Here is a 23590-nt window from a genome sequence, read left to right on the forward strand (position 1 = left end):
CCCATTCGTCGCTGGAAACCCCCACCGAAGGTGTCGTCGGCATGTCTGAATACCGTCCCGTCCCGTCGCCCGAAACCGCCCCGGAACTGCCGGAACTGCCGGAACCACTGGAGGAGCTGCCGGAACTGCTGGAGCTGACCGCCGCCCAGCAGGGGGTGCGGTACGGCCAGCTGGTCGACCCGGACAGCGCGAAGTACAACATCGGCGAGTGCCTGGAGATCCGCGGCGGGCTCGACGAGGAGCTGTTCGCCGCGGTGGTCGACCGGGTGGTGCACCACTGCGACAGCCTGAACGCGGTGCTGGTCGAGCGGGACGGCGCAGTGCGCCAGCGGGTGGTGCGGCCGGAGGGCGTGCGGGAGCGGCTGCGCCGGGTGGACCTGGGCGGGGAGCCGGACCCGGTGGCGGCGGCGGAGCGGTACATGGCGCGGGACATGGCCGCCGTCGACGACCTCGCGGCGCCCTCGCACCACTGGGCGCTGCTGCGGCTCGGGCCCGAACTGCACTACTGGTACGTCCGCTACCACCACATCTCGATGGACGGGCTGAGCGGCGCGGTGGTGGCCCGGGCGGTGGCCGAGCTGTACACCCGGGCGGCGGGCGGGGCGGGGCCGGTCGAGGTGGCGGGGCCGGTCGGCGGGCCGCTGCGGGCGCTGGTGGCGGAGGAGGCGGCCTACCGGGCCTCGGAGCAGTACGCGGCGGACCGGGCGTACTGGGTGGGCCGGTTCGCCGACCGTCCGGCCGACGCCGGCGCGGGCACCCTGCTGCGGCGGCGCACCGACGGCGGCGCGGGCACGCCGCTGCGCCGGCGCACCGACGGGGCCCCGGCGGGCGGGGGCGGGGCGCTGCACACCGGCGGGACGGTGCCGCTGCCGGTGTTCGAGGGCCTGCGGCGGCTGGCGGCCGAGCACCGCACCACCTGGAGCGCCGTGCTGGTCGCGGCGGTCGCCGCGTACGCGGCGCGGGTGGCCGGGCGGTCCGAGGTGTGCCTGGGACTGGCCTCGCACGGGCGGCCGGGCCGGTTCCGGGAGGCGGTGGGGATGACCGCCACCGTGCTGCCGCTGCCGCTGGCGGTGGAGCCGGGGGCGACGGTGGGCGGCCTGGTGCGGGCGGTGGCCGCGGAGATGCGCGGCGCGCTGCGGCACCGGCGCTTCTCGCGCGCCGAGCTGGCCCGCGCGTTGAACCTGGCGGACGGCGGGGCGCGGCTGACCGACCTGGTGGTGAACGTCATGGGCTACGACTACGGCCTGGACTTCGCGGGCAGCCGGGCCACCTCCCGGGTGCTGTCGATCGGCCCGGTGGACGACGTGTCGCTGTTCGTCGCCGAGCGGGCCGAGGGGACGGGGCCGCTGATCGGTTTCGACACTGACCCGGGGCTGTACCACCCCGAGGACGTGCGGCTGCACCAGCGGGCGGTGTCCGGTTTCCTGGCGGCGTTCGCCGCGGCGGACGCGGACGCGGCGGTGGACGGCCTGCCGCTGGTGGACGCGGAGCAGGCCCGGCGGCTGGTGGAGCAGGGGCGGGGCGCCGCGCTGCCGGACCCGGCCGCGTCCGGGCCGGCGGCCGCGGGCGGGTTGGCGGCGGCGTTCGCGGCCCGGGCGGCGGCCGGCCCGGACGCGCCGGCCGTGGTGGACGGCGACGCGGTGCTGGACTACCGGGAACTGGCCCGGCTGGCGGCCGGGTTGGGCGGGGCGCTGGCCGGGCACGGGGTCGGCCCGGAGGACGGGGTGGGGGTGCTGCTGGGGCGTTCGGCCGCGGTGGTGACGGCCTCGCTGGGCGCGGTGTCCGCGGGCGCGGTGTACGTGCCGATGGACCCGGACTGGCCGGCCGAGCGGCTGGAGCGGGTGGCCGGGGTGGGCCGGGTGCGGGCGCTGGTGGTGGACGCGGCGGCGGCCGGGACGGACTGGGTGGTGGGGGCCGCCGGGCGGCTGCCGGTGCTGGTGGTGGACCGGTCGGGCGCGGTGCTGGACGGCGCGCCGCCGCGGCCCGGCCCGCTGCCGGGGGCGGTGCCCGGCGGGCGGCTGGCGTACACGGTGTTCACCTCGGGTTCGACCGGCCTGCCCAAGGGCGTCGGGGTGAGCCACGCCGACGTGCTGGCGCTGGCCGCGGACGCAGCCTGGGCGGACGGGGTGGTGGACGCGGTGCTGATGCACTCGGCGTACGTCTTCGACGCCTCGACGTTCGAGATCTGGGCGCCGCTGCTGAACGGCGGCCGGGTGGTGGTCGCCCCGCCGGGAGTGCTGGACGCGCCCGGGCTGCGGGTGGCGGTGCAGCGGCACGGGGTGAGCGCGCTGTTCCTGACCACGGCGCTGTGCAACGAGATCGCCCGGACCGACCCGGCGGCGTTCGCGGGCCTGCGGCTGGTGGCGGCGGGCGGCGAGGCGGCCGCCCCCGGGGTGATGGGCCGGATCGCCGCGGCCGCGCCGGACACCGCGGTGCTGCACGTGTACGGGCCGACCGAGACCACCACCTTCGCCACCCGCCACCGGGTGCGGCCCGGCGCGGACGGGGTCCCGCCGATCGGCCGGGCCCTGGACGGCGGGCGGCTGTACGTGCTGGACGCGGCGCTGCGTCCCGTCCCGCCGGGCGTGGTGGGCGAGTTGTACGTGGGCGGGGCGGGGGTGGCGCGCGGCTACCTGGGCCGGCCGGGCCTGACCGCCGGGCGGTTCGTCGCGGACCCGTTCGCGGCGGACGGCTCGCGGATGTACCGCACCGGCGACCTGGTGCGCTGGACGGCGGACGGGGACGTCGACTACGCGGGGCGGGCCGACGGGCAGGTGAAGCTGCGCGGCTTCCGGATCGAGCCCGCCGAGGTGGAGAACGCGCTGCTGGCGAGCCCTGGCGTGCGGGACGTGCGGGTGCTGGTGCGCGAGGACGTGCCGGGCAACCCGCGGCTGGTGGCGTACGTGGTGCCGGAGCCCGGGGCCCGGGTGGAGGGCCCGGCGCTGGCCCGGGCGCTGGGCCGGGTGCTGCCCGCGTACACGGTGCCGGGCGCGTTCGTGCTGCTGGACGCGCTGCCGCTGAACGCCAACGGCAAGGTGGACCGGCGGGCGCTGCCCGCGCCGCCGCTCGCCCCCGCCGGGGGCGGCGCGCCGCGCACCCCGTACGAGGAGCTGCTGGCGGGGCTGTTCGCGGACGTGCTCGGGGTGCCCGCGGTGGGGGTGGAGGACGACTTCTTCGCGCTGGGCGGGCACTCGCTGCTGGCGACCCGGCTGGTGGCCCGGATCCGGGCGGCGACGGGTGCCGAGGTGGGGCTGCGCGAGGTGTTCGCGCACCCGACGGTGGCCGCGCTGGCGGCCGTGCTCGGCCCGGCGGGGGCCGGGCGGCCCGCGCTGGTGGCGGCGGAGCGGCCCGATCCGCTGCCGCTGTCGTTCGCGCAGCGGCGGCTGTGGTTCCTGAACCGGGCCGAGGGCTCCGAGGGCGCCGGGGACGTCTACAACGTGCCGCTGGTGCTGGCCCTGGACGGGCCGCTGGACGCGGCGGCGCTGAGCGGCGCGCTGGCGGACGTGCTGGCCCGGCACGAGAGCCTGCGGACGGTGCTAGCCGAGCGCGACGGCGTGCCCCGGCAGGTGGTGCTGGACGCGGCGGAGGCCGCGGCGCGGGTGCCGCTGGAGGTCGTCGAGGGCGACACGGACAGGGGCTCTGCGGCGGACGGGGACGGCTGGGTGGCGGGGGCGGTGCGGCAGGCGGCCGGGGCGCCCTTCGACCTGACCGCCGACCTGCCGGTGCGGGCCCGGCTGCTGCGGACCGGCCCGGAGCGGCACGTGCTGGTGCTGGTGCTGCACCACGTGGGCGCCGACGGCTGGTCGCTGGCCCCGCTGTGCCGAGACCTGGCGGCCGCCTACCGGGCCCGGACCGGCGGCGGCGCGCCCGAGTGGCCCGCGCTGCGCGTCCAGTACGCCGACTACGCGCTGTGGCAGCGCGAGCTGCTCGGCGCCGAGGACGACCCGCAGTCCCTGGCGGCCCGTCAACTCGCTTTCTGGCGCGGGGCGCTGGCCGACCTTCCCGGGCCGGTGGCGCTGCCGCTGGACCGCCCCCGCCCGGCGGTTCCCGGGCACCGGGGCGGCGCGGTGCCGTTCGAGCTGCCCGCCGAGGCGTACGCCGGGCTGGTCCGGCTGGCCCGGGAGAGCGGCTGCACGCCGTTCATGGTGCTGCACGCGGCGCTCGCGGTGACGCTGCACGCGCACGGCGCGGGCACCGACGTCCCGCTGGGCACGGCGCTGGCCGGGCGCACCGAGGAGGCGCTGGACGAGCTGGTCGGCTTCTTCGTCAACACGGTGGTGCTGCGCACCGACCTGTCCGGGGATCCGACGTTCCGTGAACTGCTGGGCCGGGTAAGGGAGTTCGACCTGGCCGCGTTCGGCCACGCCGACCTGCCGTTCGAGCGCCTGGTGGAGGACCTCAACCCGGACCGCTCCGGCGGCCACCACCCGCTGTTCCAGACCATGCTGGTGCTGCAGAACCAGCGGGCACCCGAGCTGGACCTGCCCGGCGTGACGGTGCGGGACCTGTCCGGGACGCCGACGACCAGCAAGTTCGACCTGACCTTCTCGCTGACCGAGACCCGGGTCGGGGCCGAGACGGAAGCCGGGGGCGGGGCCGAGAACGGGGGCGGAGCCGAGAGCGGGACCGAGAGCGGGGCTGCGGCCAAGCGCGGGGAGAAAGCCGAGACCCGGGCCAGGAGCGGAGCGAAGGCCGGGGCCGGAGCGGAGATCAGGGCCGAGGCGGAGATCAGGGCCGGGGGCGGGGAGAAGGCCGAGACCCGGGCCGGGGCCGAAACGGAAGCCGGGGCCGGGGCCGGGGCTTCGGGGGTGCTTGCCGGAACGGTTCGGCTGGGCGGGCACCTGGAGTACGACGCCGAGTTGTTCGAGCCGGGGACGGCGCGGGCGCTCGCGGAGCGGTTCGCGCGGGTCCTGGCGGTGGCCGTCGCAGACCCCGACCGGGCGGTCGGGGACTTCGACCCGCTGACCGGGCCGGAGCGCGAGCGGCTGCTGGCGGGCGGGCGCGGCGAGCAGCGTCCGCTGCCCGTGCTGAACGTGCCCGAGCAGGTCGCCCGGTGGGCGGCCCGCACGCCCGGCGCGCCCGCCGTCCGGGACGCCCGTACCCGGCTCACGTACGCCGAGCTGGACGCCCGGGCGGACGCGCTGGCCGCCGTGCTGCGCGGGCGCGGGGCGGGGCGGGGCGCGCTGGTGGCGCTGGCCGCGGCACCCTCGGTGGAGGCCGTGGTGGGCATGCTCGCGGTGCTGCGGGCGGGCGCCGCCTACCTGCCCGTGGACCCCGGCTACCCGGCCGCGCGGATCGGGCAGATGCTGGCGGACGCCCGGCCCGCGCTGCTGCTCACCGGGCCGGACGTCCCGGCCGCGGTGCCGGCGGCGGCGGCCGGGGTGCCCCGCCTCGCGCTGGACGCCCCGCTGCCGCCGGCCCCGGCGGACCGCGGCGGTCCGGTCGGTCCGGCGGAGGCCGCGTACGTGATCTACACCTCCGGGTCGACCGGCCGTCCCAAGGGCGTGGTCGTCCCGCACCTGGCGCTGGCCAACCACATGGCGTGGCTGGCCCGGCACCTGGAGCTGACCCCGGACGACCGGGTGCTCGCCCGGACCTCGACCAGCTTCGACGCCTCGGTGTGGGAGCTGTGGCTGCCGCTGACCTGCGGCGCGGAGGTGTGCGTGGCCCCGGCCGGGGCCAACCGGGAGCCGCGCGAGCTGCTCGACTGGATGCGCCGCTCCGACGTGACGGTGGCCCAGTTCGTGCCCTCGCACCTGGCGCTGGTGCTGGGCGAGGGGGGCGGCCGGGACGGGGCGGGGCGGCCGTCGGCCGGGCTGCGGGCGGTGCTGTGCGGCGGCGAGGTGCTGCCCCGGGGGCTGGCCGAGGCCGTCGCGGGGCGGTGGGGGGTGGCGGTGCACAACCTGTACGGGCCGACCGAGGCGACCATCGACGCCACCGCGCACCGGGTGGCGGGGCCGGTCGCGGGCGGCTCGGTGCCGATCGGCCGGGTGGTGGACGGGATGCGGGCGTACGTGCTGGACGGGCGGCTGCGGCCGGTGCCGGCGGGGGTGGCCGGGGAGCTGTACCTGGCGGGGGCGAACCTGGCCCGGGGGTACCTGGGGCGGCCGGGGCTGACGGCGGAGCGCTTCGTGGCGGACCCGTTCGCGGCGGACGGCTCGCGGATGTACCGGACCGGGGACCTGGTGCGCTGGGGCGCGGACGGGCTGCTGCAGTACGTGGCGCGGGCCGACGAGCAGGTGAAGCTGCGCGGGTTCCGGGTCGAGCCGGGCGAGGTGGCGGCGGCGCTGCGGGCGCTGCCGGGGGTGGCGGCGGCGTGCGCGGTGGTCCGGGAGGACGTGCCGGGGCGGCCGCGGCTGGTGGGGTACGCGGTCGCGCCGGGGGTGGCGGCGGAGGCGCTGCGGGGGGCGCTGGCCGGGGTGCTGCCCGGGTACCTGGTGCCGGAGGCGGTGGTGGTGCTGGAGGCGCTGCCGGTACTGCCCAACGGGAAGGTGGACCGGGCGGCGCTGCCGGTGCCCGCGGAGGGGGCCGGGGGCGCCGGGGCGGGGCGTGCGCCGCGCACGGTGCGCGAGGAGCTGCTGGCGGGGATCTTCGCGGAGGTGCTGGAGCGGGACGGGGTCGGGCCGGAGGAGGGCTTCTTCGAGCTGGGCGGGCACTCGCTGCTGGCGATGCGGGTGGTGGGCCGGGTGCGGTCGGTGCTGGGGGCGGAGCTGGCGGTCCGCACGCTGTTCGAGCACCCGACGGCGGCGGCGCTGGCGCGGGTGCTGGAGCCGGGCGCGGGGGCGGCCCGGCCGCCGGTGCGGGCGGTGGAGCGGTCCGGTCCGGTGCCGCTGTCGTTCGCGCAGGGCCGGCTGTGGTTCCTGAACCGGATGGAGGGGCCGGGTTCGGCGTACAACCTGCCGCTGGTGCTGGAGTTGCGCGGCGCGCTGGACCCGCAGGCGCTGGGCGGGGCGCTGCTGGACGTGGTGGAGCGGCACGAGTCGCTGCGCACGGTGTTCCCGGAGCGGGACGGGGTGCCGCACCAGGTGGTGCTGGACGCGGCGGTGGCGGTGCCGCGGCCGCCGGTGGAGAGCACGGCGCCGAAGGACCTGGAGGCGGCGGTGCTGGCGGCGGTCGGCGAGCCGTTCGACGTGCTGGTGGACCCGCCGTTGCGGGTGCGGCTGCTGCGGGCGGCGCCGGAGCACCACGTGCTGGTGCTGGTGCTGCACCACATCGCGGGGGACGGCTGGTCGCTGGGGCCGCTGGTGCGGGACCTGGGGGCGGCGTACCGGGCCCGGCTGGCGGGCGGCGTTCCGGAGCCGTCGGCGGGGCGGGCGTTGCAGTACGCGGACTACGCGTGCTGGCAGCGCGAGCTGCTGCGGGAGGACGGGGCGCTGCTGCGGGAGCAGTTGGCGCACTGGCGGGGGGCGTTGGCGGGGCTGCCGGGGCTGGTGGAGCTGCCGTGGGACCGGCCGCGGCCGGCGGTGGCGGATCCGCGCGGGGCGGTGGTGGAGTTCGAGGTGCCGCCGGCGCTGCACGCGGCGCTGCTGGGGTTGGCGCGGTCGGCGGGCGGGACGCTGTTCATGGTGCTGCGGGCGGCGGTGGCGGCGTTGCTGCACCGGCACGGGGCGGGCGAGGACGTGCCGCTGGGGGCGCCGGTGGCGGGGCGGACCGACGAGGCGCTGGCGGACCTGGTGGGGTTCTTCGTGAACACGCTGGTGCTGCGCACCGACCTGTCGGGGGATCCGACGTTCCGTGAACTGCTGGTCCGGGTGCGGGAGTTCGACCTGGCGGCGTTCGCGCACCAGGACGTGCCGTTCGAGCGGCTGGTGGAGGAGCTGAACCCGGTGCGGGCCCGGGACCACCACCCGCTCTTCCAGACCGTGGTGGTGCTGCAGAACCAGCGGGCGGGGCGGCCGGAGCTGCCGGGGCTGGCGGTGGAGCAGCGGCTGGTGCACAACGGGCTGAGCAAGTTCGACCTGACCTTCTCCTTCGCCGAGGACACCGGGGCCGCCGGGAACGCCGGGGCGGTCGGCGCCGCAGCCGCCGGGGCGGGCGGGCTGGCCGCGGGGCTGGAGTACGCCACCGCGCTGTTCGACCGTTCGACGGCCGAGGCGCTGGCGGCCCGGCTGGTGCGGCTGCTGGAGCTGGTGGCGGCCGAGCCGGACCGGCGGCTGTCGGGGTACGACCTGCTGACGGCCGGGGAGCACCTGCGGCTGTCGCGCTGGGGCACGGCGCGGGAGCTGCCCTCGGGGCCGGGTTCGGCGGTGGCGGGGACGCTGCCCGCGCTGTTCGAGCGGCAGGTGCGGCGCTCGCCGGGCGCGCCGGCCGTGGTGGACGGCGGCGAGGTGCTGTCGTACCGCGAACTGGACGGGCTGTCGGCGGAGTTGGCAGGGGTGCTGGCCGGGCACGGGCTGGGTCCGGAGGACCGGGTGGGGGTGCTGCTGGGGCGGTCGGCGGCGCAGGTGACGGCCTCGCTGGGCGCGGTGCGGGCGGCGGCGGCGTACGTGCCGCTGGACGCGCGCTGGCCGGCCGAGCGGCTGGACCGGGTGGCGCAGGTGGCCGGGCTGCGGCTGCTGCTGGTGGACGAGGAGGGGGCCGGGTCGCCGTGGGTGGCGGAGCGGGGCCTGCCGGTGGTGGTGCTGGACCGGTGCGGCCGGGTGCTGCGCGGCGCGCCGCCGCGGCCGGGGCGCCCGGGGCGGGTGGCGGGCCCGGAGGCGCTGGCCTACGTGATGTTCACCTCGGGCTCGACCGGCCTGCCCAAGGGCGTGGGGGTGGAGCACGCGGACGTGGCGGCGCTGGCCGCGGACGCCGCCTGGGCGGACGGGGCGGTGGACGCGGTGCTGATGCACTCGGCGTACGTCTTCGACGCCTCGACGTTCGAGGTCTGGGCGCCGCTGCTGAACGGCGGCCGGGTGGTGGTGGCCCCGCCGGGGCTGCTGGAGGCCCGGACGCTGGACGTGGCGGTGCACGAGCAGGGGGTGACGGCGCTGTTCCTGACCACGGCACTGTTCAACGTGGTGGCCGAGACCGACCCGGGGGCGTTCGCGGGCCTGCGGGTGGTGTGCGCGGGCGGGGAGCTGGCCTCGCCGGACGCGATGCAGCGGGTGGCGGCGACCGCGCCGGACACGGCGGTGCTGCACGTGTACGGGCCGACCGAGACGACCACGTTCGCCACCCGCTACCGGGTCTCCCCCGGGCTGCCGGCCGGGCCGCCGCCGATCGGGCGGCCGCTGGACGGGATGCGGCTGCACGTGCTGGACGCGGCGCTGAACCAGGTCGCGCCGGGCGTGGTGGGCGAGCTGTACCTGGCGGGCCGGGGCGTGGCGCGCGGCTACCTGGGGCGGCCGGGGGCGAGCGCGGAGCGGTTCGTGGCGGACCCGTTCGCGGCGGACGGCTCGCGGATGTACCGCACCGGCGACCTGGTGCGCTGGACGGCGGACGGGGAGGTGGCGTACGTCGCCCGGGCCGACGGGCAGGTGAAGCTGCGCGGCTACCGGGTGGAGCCGGGCGAGATCGAGGGCGTGCTGGCGGCGCTGCCGGAGGTCGCGGACGCGTTCGTGCTGGTGCGCGAGGACGTGCCGGGCGACCGGCGGCTGGTGGCGTACGTCGTCCCGGCGGCCGGGGCCGCGCCGCGGCCGGCGGAGCTGGCGCGGGCGGTGGGCCGGGTGCTGCCGGGGTACATGGTGCCGGCGGCGGTGGTGCTGCTGGCGGCGTTCCCGCTGAACCCGAACGGGAAGGTGGACCGGGCGGCGCTGCCGGTGCCCGGGGACGGGGCGGGCGGCGGCGCCGGGGCGGGGCGGGCGCCGCGCACGGCCCGCGAGGAGCTGGTGTGCGGGCTGTTCGCGGACCTGCTGGGCCGGGCGTCGGTCGGCGCGGACGAGGACTTCTTCGCGTTGGGCGGGCACTCGCTGCTGGCGACCCGGCTGGCGGCCCGGCTGCGCTCGGTGCTGGACGTGGACACCGAGGTGCGGACGGTCTTCGAGCACCCGACGCCGGCCGCGCTGGCGGCGGCGCTGGACGGGGCGCGGGCCGAGCGGCCCCGGCTGGAGCGGGCGGCCGAGCGGCCCGATCCGCTGCCGCTGTCGTACGCGCAGCAGCGGCTGTGGTTCCTGCACCGCTTCGAGGGGCCGAGCGCGACGTACAACGTGCCGCTGGTGCTGCGGCTGGACGGGCCGCTGGACGCGGCGGCGCTGGGCCGGGCGCTGACCGACGTGGTGGAGCGGCACGAGAGCCTGCGCACGGTCTTCCCGGAGGCGGGGGGCGTGCCGGCGCAGCGGGTGCTGGACGCGGCGGGCGCGGACGTGGACCTGACGCCGCGGGAGGTGGACCCGGCGCAGCTGGACGCGGTGCTGGCGGCCGAGACGGCGTACGCCTTCGACGTGGCGGTGCAGCGCCCGGTGCGGGCCCGGCTGCTGCGGCTGGGGCCGGACGCGCACGTGCTGGTGCTGCTGGTGCACCACGTCGCGGGCGACGGCTGGTCGCTGGCGCCGCTGTCCCGGGACCTGGGCGCGGCGTACCGGGCCCGGTCGGCGGGGCGGGCGCCGGGCTGGGCGGAGCTGCCGGTGCAGTACGCGGACTACACGCTGTGGCAGCGCGCCCTGCTGGGCGACGAGGGCGACCCGGCGGGGCTGGCGGCGCGTCAGCTGGCGTTCTGGGAGGAGGCGTTGGCGGAGCTGCCGGACGTGCTGGAGCTGCCGGTGGACCGGCCGCGGCCGGCGGTGGCCTCGCACCGGGGCGACGCGTTCGCCTTCCCGGTGGACCCGGACACCCACCGGGCGCTGGACGCGCTGGCCCGTTCGCGCGGCTGCAGCCTGTTCATGGTGCTGCAGGGGGCGCTGGCGGTGCTGCTGCACCGGCACGGCGCGGGCGAGGACATCGCCCTGGGCACGCCGGTGGCGGGGCGCACCGACGAGGCGCTGGACGAGCTGGTGGGCTTCTTCGTGAACACGCTGGTGCTGCGCACCGACCTGTCGGGGAACCCGACGTTCGAGCAGGTGCTGGACCGGGTGCGGGAGTTCGACCTGGCGGCGTACGCGCACCAGGACGTGCCGTTCGAGCGGCTGGTGGACGCGCTGGAGCCGGAGCGGACCGAGAGCCGCCACCCGCTGTTCCAGGTGATGCTGGCGCTGCAGAACAACGCGGGGGCGGAGCTGGAGCTGCCGGGGCTGGTGGTGGCGCAGCAGCCGGTGCGCACCGGGATCAGCAAGTTCGACCTGACCTTCACCTTCGCCGAGCGCCGGGACGGGCGGGGCCGCCCGCTGGGGCTGGACGGGACGCTGGAGTTCGCCGCGGACCTGTTCGAGCCGGCCACGGCGCGGGCGCTGGCGGAGCGGCTGGTGCGGCTGCTGGGCGTGCTGGCGGCCGATCCGGGGCTGCGGGTGGGCGCGGTGGAGGTGCTGGACGGCGCGGAGCGGGCGGCGCTGGCCGAGGCGGCCCGCGGGCCGGTGCGGGCGGTGGCGGAGCGGTCGGTGCCGGGGGCGTTCCGGGCGCAGTGCGCGCGCACTCCGGACGCGCTCGCGGTGCGGGCCGGCGCGGCGTCGTTGACCTTCGCGGAGCTGGACGCGCGTTCGGACGCGCTGGCGCGGCGGCTGCGCGGGCGCGGGGTGCGGCGCGGGGACGTGGTGGCGCTGGCGATGCCGGGCACCGCGGAGCAGGTGGTGGCGATGCTGGCGGTGGCGAAGGCGGGCGCGGCGTGGCTGCCGCTGGATCCGCAGTACCCGGCGGGGCGGCTGCGGTTCGTGGTGGAGGACGCCCGGCCGGTGCTGCTGCTGGCCCCGGCGGCGCTGCCGGAGCTGCCGGAGCTGCCGGTGCTGGCGCCGGACGGGGCCGGGGAGGTCCCGGAGGTGCCGCTGCCGGATCCGGCGCCGCTGGACGCCGCGTACGTGATCCACACCTCGGGTTCCACCGGCCGTCCCAAGGGCGTGCTGGTCACCCACGCGGGGCTGGTCAACCACATGGCGTGGCTGGCCGGGCACCTTGGCCTGACCGGCGCGGACCGGGTGCTGGCCCGGACCTCGCCGAGTTTCGACGCCTCGGTGTGGGAGACCTGGCTGCCGCTGCTGCACGGCGGGGCGACCTGCCCGGTGCCGCCGGAGCTGAACCACGACCCGGCCGGGCTGCTGGCCCGGATGCGCGCCGAGGGCGTGACGGTGGCCCAGTTCGTGCCGTCGCTGCTGGCGCTGGTGCTGGGCGAGACGGAGCGGGAGGCGGCGCCGGCCGCGCTGCGGGCGGTGCTGTGCGGCGGCGAGCCGCTGACCGGGGCGCTGGCCGGTCGGGCCGCGCGGGCCTGGGGCGTGGAGGTGCACAACCTGTACGGGCCGACCGAGGCGACCATCGACGCCACCGCGCACCGCTGGCGGCCCGAGGCGGACGGGGCGGGCGGCGTGCCGCTGGGGCGTCCGGTGGACAACCTGCGGGCGTACGTGCTGGACGACGCCCTGGGGCCGGTGCCGCCGGGCGCGGTGGGCGAGCTGTACCTGGCGGGCGCGGGTCTGGCCCGCGGCTACCTGGGGCGGGCGGCGCTGACCGGGTCCCGGTTCGTGGCGGACCCGTTCGCGGCGGACGGGACGCGGATGTACCGCACCGGCGACCTGGTGCGGCGGGGCGTGGACGGGCTGCTGCGCTACCTGGGGCGCGACGACGACCAGGTGAAGCTGCACGGCCTGCGGATCGAGCCGGGCGAGGTGGAGGCGGCGCTGACCGCGCTGGACGGGGTGGGCGCGGCCTGCGTGCTGGTGCGCGCGGAGCGGCTGGTGGCCTACCTGGTGCCCGCGGCGGGCGCCGCGCTGCCCGGGGACGCGCAGCTGCGGGCCCGGCTGGCGCAGGTGCTGCCGGCGGCGCTGGTGCCGGCGGTGTTCGTGCGGCTGGCGGAGCTGCCGCTGCTGCCCAGTGGGAAGGCGGACCGGCGGGCGCTGCCCGATCCGCCGCGGCCCGTCGCGGCGGCGGCCGGGGGCGGAGGCGGGGCGGGGCAGCCCGCGGCCGCCGGGCCGGAGCGGGTGCTGTGCGAGGTGTTCGCGGGGGTGCTGCGGGTGCCGGAGGTCGGGCCGGAGGAGGACTTCTTCGCGCTGGGCGGGGACAGCATCCTGTCGATCCAGCTGGTCAGCCGGGCCCGGGAGGCGGGGCTGCTGGTCACCCCGCGCGACGTGTTCCTGCACCGGACGCCGCGGGCGGTGGCCGAGGTGGCCCGGGCGGCGGGCGCGGTGCCCGCGGCGGCGGCCGGGGACGGGACGGGCGCCATGCCGCCGACCCCGATCGCGGCCTGGTTCCTGGACCGGCCGGGCCCCACCGACGGCTACCACCAGTCCGCGGTGCTGCGCACCCCGGCCGGGGCGGACCGGGAGCGGCTGGCGGCGGCGCTGCAGCTGCTGGTCGACCACCACGACATGCTGCGGGTGCGGGTGACCCGGGCCGCGGACGGTGCGGCGGCGCTGGAGGCGCTGCCGCGCGGGGCGGTGCCGGTCGGGCCGCGGCTGGTGCGGCTGGACGTGGCGGGCCTGGCCGAGCCGCGGGTGCGGGAGGTGCTGGCCGCCGAGGGCGAGCGGGCCCGGGGGCGGCTGCGGCCGGCGCACGGCGGGGTGCTGGAGGCGGTGTGGTGCGACGCGGGGCCGTCCGCGCGCGGGCGGCTGCTGCTGCTGGTGCACCACTTGGCGGTGGACGCGGTGTCCTGGCGGATCCTGGTCGAGGACCTGGCGACCGCCTGGCGGGCGGTGTCGGGCGAGCCGGACGCGGTGCTGCCGCCGGTGGGCACCTCGTACCGGGCCTGGGCGCGGCTGCTGGCGGAGCAGGGCGCGGCCGGGGCCCGGGCGGGCGAGCTGCCGCGGTGGGAGGCGGTGGCGCGGGCCGAGCAGCCGCCGCTGGGCGCCCGGGCGCTGGACCCGGCCCGGGACACGGCGGGGCGGACCCGGTCGCTGACCACCCGTCCGGCGGCCGGCTGCACCCGGGAGTTGCTGACCACGGCGCCGCAGGCGTTCCACGCCGGGGTGGACGACGTGCTGCTGACGGCGCTGGCGCTGGCGGTGCGTTCCTGGCGGGCGGAGCGGTCCGGGTCGGACGGGCGGGCGGGGGTGCTGGTGGGCCTGGAGAGCCACGGGCGCGAGCAGCTCGTCGAGGGGCTGGACCTGTCGCGCACGGTGGGCTGGTTCACCAGCCTGTACCCGGTGCTGCTGGATCCGGGGCCGCTGGACCCGCGGGCGCCGGGCCGGTTCGACGCCGGGCTGGTGGACCGGGCGGTGAAGAACGTCAAGGAGCAGCTGCGGGCGGTGCCGGACCACGGCGTCGGGTACGGGGTGCTGCGGCACCTGGACCCGGCCGCCCGGGGGCGGCTGTCCGGCGGGGCCGGGCCGCGGATCGGCTTCAACTACCTGGGCCGCCACCCGGCGCCCGGCGACGGCCCGGCGGCGGACTGGGAGGTGCTGCCGGACGGCGGCGCGCCGGCTCCGGCGGACCCGGGCATGCCGGTGCACCACGTGCTGGACGTCAACGCGCACACCGAGGACGGGCCGGACGGCCCGCGCCTGACGGCCCGTTGGACGTGGGTCGCCGACCTGCTCGGGGAGGCGGACGTGGCGGCGCTCGCGGACGCCTTCGACCGGGCGCTGCGGGCGGTCGCGGAGCACTCCGCGCAGCCCGACGCGGGCGGCTGGACGCCGTCCGACCTTCCCCTGGTCTCGCTGGACCAGGCCCAACTCGACCGACTGCAGAACAAGTGGGGTGGACGCGCATGACCGGGTTCCAGTTGGAGGACGTACTGCCGCTGACGCCGTTGCAGGCGGGCATGCTCTTCCACGCGCTGTACGACGCCGAGGCGGTGGACGTGTACACCTCGCAGTTCGTGCTGTCGCTGGAGGGCGGGGTGGACGCGGGGGTGCTGCGGGCGGCGCTGGGCGCGCTGCTGCGGCGGCACGCCAACCTGCGGGTGGGTTTCCTGCACGAGGACCTGGACCAGCCGGTGCAGGCGGTGGCGGCCGAGGTGCCGGTGCCGCTGCACGAGCAGGACCTGGCGGCCGACGGGGGCGGGGCGGCCGCGGTGGAGGGGCGGCTGCGGGAGTTCCTGGCCGCCGACCGGGTGCGGCGCTTCGACCTGGCCTCCCCGCCGCTGATGCGCTTCGCGCTGCTGCGCACCGGCCCGGACCGGCACCGGCTGGTGATCACCGCGCACCACATCCTGCTGGACGGCTGGTCGGTGCCGCTGCTGCTGCGCGAGCTGTTCGAGCTGTACGGGAGCGGGGGCGACGCGGCCGGGCTGCCCCGGGTCGCCCCGTACCGCTCCTACCTGGCCTGGCTGGCCGGGCAGGACCGGGGCGCGGCGCTGGACGCCTGGCGGGCGGCGCTGGCCGGGGTGGAGGCGCCGACGCTGCTGGCGGGGCGGGCGGCGGCCGGGGCGGCGGGCGCGGGCGAGCTGCCCGAGACGCTGGTGCTGGAGCTGGACGCGGCGGCCGCCGAGCGGCTGCGGGCCACCGCCCGGGCGCACCGGCTGACGCTGAACACGCTGGTGCAGGGCGCGTGGGGGCTGCTGCTGGCGCGGCTGACCGGCCGCTCGGACGTGCTGTTCGGGACGACGGTGTCGGGGCGGCCGCCGGAGCTGCCCGGGGTCGAGTCGATGGTCGGCCTGTTCATCAACACGGTGCCGGTGCGGCTGGCGGTGCGGCCGGGCGAGGGCCTGGCGGCGCTGCTGGCCCGGTTGCAGGACGAGCAGGGCGCGCTGCTGGGCAGCCAGCACGTGGGGCTGACCGACATCGCGGCGACCACCGGCCTGGACGCCCTGTTCGACACCCTGCTGGTGTTCGAGAACTACCCGCTGGACCAGGAGGGCCTGCGGGCGGCCGGGCGGGCGCTGCCGGGCCTGGCCGTGACCGGCATGGCGGGCAGCGACGCCGCGCACTACCCGCTGACCCTGACGGTGGCGCCGGGCCGGACGCTGCGGATCACCTTCGCCTTCCGGCCCTCGGTGCTGGAGCGGCCGTGGGCGGAGCGGACGGTGGCCCGGCTGCGGCAGCTGCTGGAGGCGCTGGGCGGGGGCCTGGCGGGGCGGGCCGACGCGCTGCCGGTGCTGCTGGCGGGCGAGCGGGAGCGGCTGCTGGCCCGGGGCGCGGGGGCGGCGCTGCCGGCCGGCGTCGAGGACACCGACCTGGCGGCGGCGGTGGCCCGGCGGGCGGCCGAGCGGCCGGACGCGGTCGCGGTGGCCGGGGCGGGCGAGCACCTGACCTACCGTCAACTCGCCGATGTCTCCGACGATTTGGCGCGGGCACTGGCCGGTCTCGGGGTGGCCCCGGAGGAGGGCGTGGGCCTGCTGCTGGGCCGGTCGGCCGCGCAGGTCAGCGCGCCGCTGGCGGTGCTGCGGGCGGGCGGCGCGTACGTGCCGCTGGACCCGCGCTGGCCGGCCGAGCGGCTGGAGCGGGTGGCCGCGGCGGCGGCCCCGCGGCTGCTGGTGGTGGACGGGGCGAACGCCGGGCACCCGTGGGTGCGGGCGCTGGGGCCCGGGGTGCGGGTGCTGACCGTGGACGGCGCGGGCCGGGTGCTGGCCGGGGCGCCGCAGCGGCCCGGCGCGCTGCCCGCCCCGGCGGGCGGGCGGCGGCTGGCGTACGTGATGTTCACCTCCGGCTCGACCGGCCTGCCCAAGGCGGTGGGCGTCACGCACGCGGACGTGGCCGCGCTGGCCGCCGACCGGACCTGGGACGGGGACGGCGCGGGCGAGGCGGTGCTGCTGCACTCGGCGTACGTGTTCGACGCGGCGACCTTCGAGCTGTGGGTGCCGCTGCTGCGCGGCGGCCGGGTGGTGGTGGCGCCGGAGGGCGTGCTGCAGCCGGCGGCGCTGCGCGAGGCGGTGGAGCGGGACGGGGTGCGGGCGGCGTTCTTGACCACGGCGCTGTTCAACGTGGTCGCCGAGACCGACCCGGGCGCGCTGGGCCTGCTGCGGCTGGTGGCCTGCGGCGGCGAGGCGGCCGCGCCGGGGGTGCTGCAGCGCCTGGCGGCCGCGCACCCCGGCACCCGGGTGCTGAACGCGTACGGGCCGACCGAGGCCACCACCTTCGCGCTGCTGCACCGGGTGCCCGCCGCGGGCGCCCCGGCCGGGGCGCCGCCGGTCGGGCGGCCGCTGGACGGGGTGCGCGCCCTGGTGCTGGACGGCGCGCTGCGGCCGGTGCCGGACGGCGCGGAGGGCGAGCTGTACCTGGCGGGGCCGGGCGTGGCCCGCGGCTACCTGGGGCAGCCCGGAGCGAGCGCCGCCCGGTTCGTCGCCGACCCGGCGGGCCCGGCGGGCTCCCGGATGTACCGCACCGGCGACCTGGTGCGCCGGGCCGCGGACGGGAGCGTCGCCTACGTGGGGCGGGCCGACCAGCAGGTGAAGCTGCGCGGCCACCGGATCGAGCCGGGCGAGGTGGAGGCGGCGCTGCGCGCCCACCCGTCGGTGCGGGCGGCCTGCGTCGTGGTCCGCGAGGACCGGCCGGGCGACCGGGCCCTGGTCGCGTACGCCGTTCCGGCGGCGGGCCGGACCGCGGACCCGGCGGCGCTGGCCGGGTACCTGGGCGGGCGGCTGCCCGCGTACCTGGTGCCCTCGGCGGTGGTGGTGCTGGAGGCCCTGCCGATGACCGCCAACGGCAAGCTCGACCGGGCCGCGCTGCCCGCCCCCGCGGCGGCCGCGCCGACCGGCGGCCGGGCGCCGCTGGAGGGCCGGGAGGAGATCCTGGCCGGGCTGTTCGCCGGGACGCTGGGCCTGCCCCGGGTCGGCGCGGACGACAACTTCTTCGCGCTGGGCGGCAATTCGCTGCTGGCGACGCTGCTGGTGGGCCGGATCCGCTCCGCGCTGGACACCGAGGCGCAGATCCGCACCCTGTTCGAGCACCCGACGGTCGCGGCGCTCGCCGCGGCCCTGCGCGACGCCGGGCGCCCGGCCCGCCCGGCGCTGCGCCGCGGCCCGCGGCCCGCCCGGCTGCCGCTCTCCCCCGCCCAGCAGCGGCTGTGGTTCCTGCACCGCCTGGACGGCCCGTCCGCGACCTACCACGTGCCGTTCGCGGTGCGCCTGGACGGGCCGCTGGACGTGGACGCGCTGCGGCTGGCCTGCCACGACGTGGTGGAACGGCACGCCGCGCTGCGCACCGTCTTCCCGTCGGGGCCTGACGGGCCGTCGGGGCCCGGCTCCGCGTCGGGGCCGGTGCAGCGGATCGTGCCGGGCGCCGAGGTGCGGCTGCCGTTCGCGGTGGAGGACGTCGAGCCGGGCAAGTGCGCGGACCGGGTGGCCGCGGCGGTCGCCGAGCCGATCGACGTGGAGCGCGAGGTCCCGCTGCGGGTGGTGCTGCTGCGGGAGGCCGCCGACGCGCACGTGCTGGTGCTGGTGGTGCACCACATCGCCGCGGACGGCTCCTCGCTGGCGCCGCTCTTCCGCGACCTGGGCGCGGCCTACCGGGCCCGGCTGGCGGGTGGCGCCCCCGGCTGGGCGCCGCTGCCGGTCGACTACGCCGACTACACGCTGTGGCAGCGCGAGCTGCTCGGCGCCGAGGACGACCCGGATTCCCCGGCCTCCCGTCAACTGGCGTTCTGGCGCGGGGCGCTGGCCGGCCTGCCCGAGCGGATCGAGCTGCCCTGCGACCGGCCGCGCCCGGCCGGGGCCCGGCACGACGGCGCCACCCACCACTTCACCGTGGACGCCGCCACCGCCGGACGGATCACCGCGCTGGCCCGGGCCGCGCGGTGCAGCGAGTTCATGGTGCTGCAGGCCGCGCTGGCGCTGCTGCTGCACCGGCACGGCGCGGGCGAGGACGTCCCGCTGGGCACCGCGGTGGCCGGGCGCACCGACGAGGCGACCACCGACCTGGTGGGCTTCTTCGTCAACACGCTGGTGCTGCGCACCGACCTGTCCGGGGACCCGACGTTCCGTGAACTCCTGGACCGCGTCAAGGAGTTCGACCTGGCCGCGTACGCCCACCAGGACGTGCCGTTCGAGCGGCTGGTCGAGCTGCTGAACCCGGCCCGGGCCGACCACCACCCGCTGTTCCAGACCATGCTGGTGCTGCAGAACCACTCCCCCGCCGCGCCCGCCGAACTGCCCGGGCTGACGGTCCGCCCGGTGCCGGTGGACCTGGGCGCCAGCAAGTTCGACCTGTCCTTCACCTTCGTCGCGGCCCCGGACGGCCCGGCCCCGGACGGCGCGGCGCCGGACGGCGCGGCTCCGGACGGCGCCGGGGGCCTGCTCGCCAGCGTCGACTACGCGACCGCGCTGTTCGACGCCGACACCGTCCGGGCGCTGGCCGAGCGGCTGGTGCGGCTGCTGCGGGCCGTCACCGACGACCCCGGCCTGCCGCTGCACGCCTACCCGGTGCTCGACCCGGCCGAGCGGGCCCGGCTGGAGCGCTGGGGCACCGGTCCGCGGGCCGAGCCGCCCGCCGCCTTCCCGGAGCTGTTCGCCCGGCAGCTGCGCCGCACGCCCGACGCGCCCGCCGTCCGCGACCCGCGCACCACCCTGACCTACCGTCAGCTCGACGCCCGCGCCGGGGCGCTGGCCCGCCGGCTGACCGCGCTGGGCGTCGGCCCCGAGGACCGGGTCGCGGTCGCGCTGCCCCGCGACAGCGGCCTGGCGGTGGCCCTGCTGGCCGTCCTGCGGGCCGGGGCCGCCTACCTGCCGCTCGACCCGGGCTACCCGGCGGCCCGGCTGGCGTACATGCTCGCCGACGCCGCGCCCCGGTTGCTGCTCACCACGCCCGAGGTGCACGCGGGCCTGCCGGACTCGGCGGTGCCGCACCTGTACCCCGACGCGGCCGGCGGCGCTCCGGACCTGCCGCCGGGGCCGGAGCCCGCGGTGGACCCGGCCCACCCCGCGTACGTGATCTACACCTCGGGCTCGACCGGGCGGCCCAAGGGCGTGGTGGTCACCCACCGGGGCATCGCGGCGCTGGCCCGCACCCAGCGGGAGCGGCTGCGGGCGGGGGACGGGAGCCGGGTGCTGCAACTGGCGTCGGTGAGCTTCGACGCCGCGTTCTGGGAGCTGTGCATGGGCCTGCTGTCCGGCGCCTGCCTGGAGCTCGACACCCGCGAGGCGCTGCTGCCGGGCCCGGCGCTGGCCGCCCGGGTCCGCGAGCACGGCATCACCCACCTGACCCTGCCCCCGGCCGCCCTCGCCGTGCTGCCCGCCGAGTCGCTGCCCGCCGGGACCACCCTGGTGCTGGCCGGTGAGACCTGCCCGCCCGCGCTGGCCCGCGCCTGGGCCCCGGGGCGCTTCCTGGTCAACGCGTACGGCCCCACCGAGACCACGGTCTGCGCCACCATGAGCGGCTTCCGGCCCGCCGGAGCCCTCCCGGCCGGGGAGCAGCCGGACCGGGCGGTGCCGATCGGCGTCCCGGTGGACGGCACCCGGGTGCGCGTCCTGGACGACCGGCTGTCGCCCGTCCCGCCGGGCGTGGTGGGCGAGTTGTACGTGTCCGGCGAGGGCCTGGCGCGCGGCTACCTGGGCCGCCCGGGCCTGACCGCGTCCCGTTTCGTCGCCGACCCGGCCGGGGCGCCCGGCGCGCGGATGTACCGCACCGGCGACCTGGCCCGCTGGCGCCGCGACGGGCAGGTGGAGTACGTCGGGCGCGCCGACGAGCAGGTCAAGCTGCGCGGCTTCCGGATCGAACCGGGCGAGGTGGAGGCGGCGCTCACCGCGCTGCCGGGCGTCGCGGCGGCCTGCGTCGTGGTCCGCGAGGACCGGCCGGGCGACCGGCGGCTGGTCGCGTACACCGTCCCGGACGGGCCGGACGGCGCCCTGACCGACCCCGCCGAACTGCGGGCCCGGCTGGCGGACGTGCTGCCCGGGCACCTGGTGCCCGCCGCGTACGTCCGGCTGGACGCGCTGCCGCTGACCCCCAACGGGAAGACCGACCGCCGCGCGCTGCCCGCCCCCGAGGGCCCGGCCGCCGCCGGGCGGGGGCCGCGCACCGAGCGGGAACGGGTGCTGTGCGAGGTGTTCGCACAGACCCTCGGCCTGCCGGAGGTCGCCGCCACCGACGACTTCTTCGCCTCCGGCGGCCACTCCCTGCTGGTGGTGGCCCTCGCCCAGCGGATCGAGGAGCGCTGCGGCCACCGCCTCTCGCTGCGCGCCCTGTTCGCGGCCCCGACCCCGGAGGGCGTCGCCCGCCTGCTGGACGGGCCCGCGCCCGGGTCCGCTGCGGGGGCGGGGGCGGAGGGGGTGGACTGGGCCGCCGAGGTGCGGCTGGCCCCCGACATCACCGGCACCGCCCGGCCCCGGACCGCCCTGCCCGCGCCCGTACCGCTGCTGACGGGTGCCTCCGGGTTCCTCGGGGCGTTCCTGCTGCGCGACCTGCTGGAGGCGACCGGCGGGCCGGTGGACTGCCTGGTGCGGGCGGCGGACGAGCGGGACGGGGCGCTGCGGCTGGAACGGAACCTGCGGCGGTACGGGCTGTGGCGGGAGCGCTACCGGGACCTGGTGCGCCCCGTGCCCGGCGACCTCGCTGCGCCCGGGCTGGGGCTCGACCCGCGGGCGCGGGCGGCGCTGCTGCGCCGGCTGGGGCCGGTCGTGCACAACGGGGCCCGGGTCAACTTCGCGGCGGGGTACCGGGAGTTGCGGGGTGCGAACGTCGCGGGCACCGAGGAGCTGCTGCGCCTGCTGGCGGACTCCCGCTCCCCCGGCCTGCACCACGTCTCGACCACCGGCGTCCACCCGGCGACCGGCAGCCCGGCCACCGTCACCGAGCACACCCCGGCGGGCCCGGTCGAGGCGCTGCCGGACGGCTACGCGCAGAGCAAGTGGGTCGCCGAGGGCCTGGTCGCCCTGGCCCGGGAACGCGGCCTGCCGGTCACCGTGCACCGCCCCGGCCGGATCAGCGGCGACACCGCCACCGGGGCCTGCCAGGACCGCGACCTGCTCTGGCAGCTGATCAAGGGCTGCCTCCAGGCCGGAGCCGTCCCCGACCTGCCGCCCGGCTCCACCGGCTGGGTCCCGGTGGACTACGTCAGCGCCGCGATCACCGCGTTCGTCCTCGCCACCCCGTCCGGCTCCGGCACCTTCCACCTCACCCACCCCGAACCCCCGGGCCTGGACCGGGTGTTCGCCGCCGCCGGGACCCTCGGCTACCGCCTGCGCACCCTGCCCGCCGACCAGTGGCGCGCCGCCGTCGCGGCCCGCCACGACAACGCCGCCCAACTCCTCCTCGGTGAGAGCGGCCCCGCCCCGGACCCCGCGGCGGCCCGCCGCTTCGACTCCCACCGCACCACCGAGGCCGCGGCCCGCCTCGGCGTCCACCCCGCCCCCCTGACCGAGGAGGTCCTCGTCCGCTACCTGTCCTACTTCCGCACCACCGGCTTCCTCCCCGCCCCGGACGCCGCCTGACGGCCCGGCACCGCCCCGGCGGGGCGGCCGGACGGCCTGTCAGGTTCCGGACAGTGCAAGATCTGTCCGGAAGATGATCGTCAGCCCGACAGGCAGGCCGTTGACGTGCACCGTCACGGGAACGCCCCACCGCTTCCGGTCGGAATTGGTCTCGACCATTGTTCCGCCACCGCCCTCGGGGCATGCTCTTCGGCGAAGCGCCGGGCACCGGCCCGGCGCTCGCCGTCGAGAGGAAGACCCATGTCGATCCGCAAGGCGTTCTCCACCGTCGCCGTGGCCGGTCTCGTGGCCGGCGCCGCCCTGGCCGCGGCCCCGGGCGCCCAGGCGGCCACCTACACCTACGTCGGCATCTACCCCACCGCCGCCGCCTGCAACACGGCCGGCCAGGCGTACGTGAACAGCCAGCAGGCCGTCACCTACTTCTGCGACACCACCACCCCGACCGGCCCGGCGCGGCTCTCCGTGGTTCTCCGCTGAGTCAGTGGTTCCCGGCCGAGCCGGCGCTTCTTCCGCCGAGCCACCGGACCCGCCCCGGGCCGAGGGGGGCGGACGTGTCAGCCGAAGACGAACCGGGCGGCGGCCGCGGCGGGCGTGACCCCGTCGCGCCGGCCCGGGACGTCGTGGACGGCGGCGGCGCCTTCGGCCCGGAGCCGGTCGGCACCGGCGTCCCGGCTCATGACCGCGGCGTAGGCGCGGACGTCCGCGGCGGTGAGGTCGGTGCGGCCCCGCTCGGTGTACTGCCGGAGGAGGTCGGCGACCTCCGGGTCGAACCGCAGCACGGTCACCGGGACGCCGAAGCGCCCGGCCAGGTCGAGGAGCCGGGCACGTGCCTGCGGCGTGACGTTCGTCGATTCGGCGACCGCGCTGTGTCCGGCGGCAAGCCTGGCCGCGATCCGGCGGTCCCGTTCCTCGAAGACCCGCGCGTCCGCGGCGTCGGAGTCCGCTCCCCCCGGTGCGGCGCCGAAGAGCTCCGCGCGGATCTCGTCACTGGACACCACCGCGCCAACATCGATCCGCCCGCCCGCGACCAGTTCCCGAACGAAGCTGGTCTTGCCCGCCGCCGGCGGCCCCACCAGGACGACGAGCCCGACCGGCACCCGGACGACCGACTCGGAGGCACTGCGGGGACGGTCCGTCACCTCCCCATCCTGCCAGCCCCGACCGCACCCCGTCAGGCCCCGTCCCGCCGCCCGCAGCGCGGCCGTGAAACCGGTCGTGGCCTGCGTTTGCCAGCCCTCGTGGGTAGGGTCTGTCCGCAGGTGGGCTGCCCGGAGGGCCGGGGGCCCCGGATTT

The 23590-nt window shown here is 78.7% G+C and carries 4 protein-coding genes; 3 read left to right on the forward strand and 1 reads right to left on the reverse strand.

The genetic code is table 11. The features are described 5' to 3' along the window. The first annotated feature begins 41 nt into the window (after positions 1 to 41). From IH44_RS0124120 to IH44_RS0124130, 3 genes are all read left to right on the forward strand, one after another. Positions 42 to 14705 (forward strand): non-ribosomal peptide synthetase, encoded by a 14664-nt coding sequence (locus IH44_RS0124120; RefSeq protein ID WP_030461794.1) that lies wholly within the window; start codon positions 42 to 44, stop codon positions 14703 to 14705. Further along, a complete protein-coding gene (locus IH44_RS0124125) occupies positions 14702 to 22297 on the forward strand; it encodes a non-ribosomal peptide synthetase (RefSeq protein ID WP_030461795.1) in 7596 nt (2531 codons plus the stop codon). The genes IH44_RS0124120 and IH44_RS0124125 overlap by 4 nt, the downstream gene beginning before the upstream one ends. Positions 22298 to 22537: 240 nt before the next feature. Beyond that, complete coding sequence (locus IH44_RS0124130; protein ID WP_030461796.1) at positions 22538 to 22774, forward strand: hypothetical protein; 237 nt, start codon at positions 22538 to 22540, stop codon at positions 22772 to 22774. Positions 22775 to 22851: 77 nt separating this feature from the next. Here the strand turns inward: IH44_RS0124130 and IH44_RS0124135 are convergent, their stop codons facing one another. Further along, positions 22852 to 23436: an ATP-binding protein gene (locus IH44_RS0124135; RefSeq protein WP_232795061.1), complete on the reverse strand. Its 585-nt coding sequence runs from the start codon at positions 23434 to 23436 to the stop codon at positions 22852 to 22854. Between the last annotated feature and the right edge of the window lie 154 nt (positions 23437 to 23590).

The organism is Kitasatospora sp. NRRL B-11411 (assembly GCF_000721345.1).
GTDB lineage: Bacteria > Actinomycetota > Actinomycetes > Streptomycetales > Streptomycetaceae > Kitasatospora > Kitasatospora cineracea.